This is a genomic window from Streptomyces spiramenti, assembly GCF_012034385.1.
In the GTDB taxonomy this organism is placed as follows: domain Bacteria; phylum Actinomycetota; class Actinomycetes; order Streptomycetales; family Streptomycetaceae; genus Streptomyces; species Streptomyces spiramenti.
Genome location: NZ_JAAVJB010000431.1, coordinates 1 through 1,694, shown reverse-complemented (window position 1 = coordinate 1,694; position 1,694 = coordinate 1). Strand labels below are relative to the sequence as shown.

Here is a 1,694-nt window from a genome sequence, read left to right as displayed (position 1 = left end):
ACCACCGGCTTCTCGCCGAAGAGCGCTCCGAGGTCGACGGCGGTCTCGGCGTCGACCTCCAGCCCCCAGCGTGACCACAGTCGGACCAGCGCCAGGCGCTGCGCCTCCGTGACCCGGCTGCCCGCAGCACTTCGCCGCGCAGCTCCCAGGCGGCGGCGCTGCGGCTGCGCAGCGCGACCGTCGAGTCGGCGACGCGGCGCGCGAGCCGCACCTCACCAGCCGCCAGCGCGGCTGCGCCGACGGTGAGCAGGGCCGCGAAGACGGCGTCCTCGTCCGGGCGCAGTTCGGTGTGCTCGGCGACCAGCGTGCCGATGGCGGCTATGAGGGAGGCGTCAGCGTGCGTGCCGGCGTCCTCGCGTGCCGCCAGGTGGCGGGCGCACTCCCGTACACAGGCCGTGTAGAGGTCCTCGGCCCGGGCGACGCTCCCCGCCCGCAGCCCGACCAGGCCGTTCCAGCGCTTCGTCATGCTGTGATCGTGCCCACACCGGACACCGGTGCCGTGTCCGCCAAGCGCCCGCGAGATGAACATTCGGAACGTTCCGGCGCGGCGCGGCCACGGCCCCCGCGGGCCCCACCCGACGCCCCGGCGGCGGGTGCACGCGGGCGTTCGGCCCGGGACCGGGCAGTGGCAGCATGGTGCGCATGGTGACGATCGAGGGTGTGGCGCCGGTCGTGCAGGCGCCGATGGCGGGTGGGGTGGCCACTCCGGAGCTGGTGGCGGCGGTGTGCGACGCCGGTGGGACGGGGTTCCTGGCCGGGGGTTACCTGACGGCCGAGGCGCTGGCGGAACGCATCGCGGCGGTGCGGGCGCGGGTGCGGAGCGCGTACGGGGTGAACCTGTTCGTCCCCGGCGAGCGCGCCGCGGACGAGTCCGTGGCGGCGTACCGGGAGGTGCTGGCGCCGCGGGCGGCGCGGTTCGGGGTGAAGCTGCGGACGGGGGACCTCTACGAGCGGGACGACTGGGAGGCAAAGGTCCGGCTGCTGGTCGCCGAGCCCGTGCCGATCGTGTCGTTCACGTTCGGCCTACCACCGGCGGGTGACCTCGCGGCGCTGCGGGCGGCGGGCAGCACGCTGATCGCCACCGTGACCTCGGTCCCCGAGGCGGTTGCGGCGGCCGAGGCGGGCGTGGACGCGCTCTGCGTGCAGGGCCCGGAGGCCGGCGGCCATCGGGCGACTTTCCGTGTCCAGGACACCCCCGGGGAGCTGCCTCTGCCCCGGTTGGTCGGCGCGGTGCTCCGCGCGGTCCGGAAGCCGGTCATCGCCGCCGGTGGGTTGCGCGACGGGCGGGACGTGGCGGCGGTGCTGCGCGCCGGCGCGGTCGCGGGCCAGTCGGGCACGGCCTTCCTGCTGACCGACGAGGCCGGCACCTCGGCGACGCACCGCACGGCGCTGTCGGACGACCGCTTCGCCGAGACCGTGGTGACCAGGGCGTTCTCGGGGCGCCCCGCTCGGGGGCTGCGGAACGCGTTCGTCGACGCCCACGGTGCCGAGGCGCCTCCCGCCTACCCTCAGGTGCACCACCTCACGGCACCGCTGCGGGCGGCAGCGGCGCGGGCGGGTGAGCCGGACTCGGTCTCGTTGTGGGCGGGCACCGGCTTCCGTGCCGCCCGGTCGGGCCCCGCGGCTGCCGTTACCCGCGCGCTGCTCGACGGGGCCGGCGGCACCGCCGGCTGAGGCGCCGCCCACGGCGGCAG

Annotated in this window: 1 protein-coding gene and 1 pseudogene; one reads left to right on the top strand and one right to left on the bottom strand. The window is 76.8% G+C overall.

Translation table 11 applies throughout. The annotated features are described in order from the left end of the window. Positions 1-466, bottom strand: a pseudogene (locus HCJ92_RS23935) (hypothetical protein); the annotation flags it as partial. A 176-nt stretch (positions 467-642) separates the two neighbouring features. Here HCJ92_RS23935 and HCJ92_RS23930 point away from each other — a divergent pair. Further along, the gene (locus tag HCJ92_RS23930) at positions 643-1,674 is read left to right on the top strand and encodes a nitronate monooxygenase (protein WP_245241220.1); all 1,032 of its coding nucleotides are present in this window, start codon (positions 643-645) and stop codon (positions 1,672-1,674) included. Positions 1,675-1,694 lie beyond the last annotated feature (20 nt).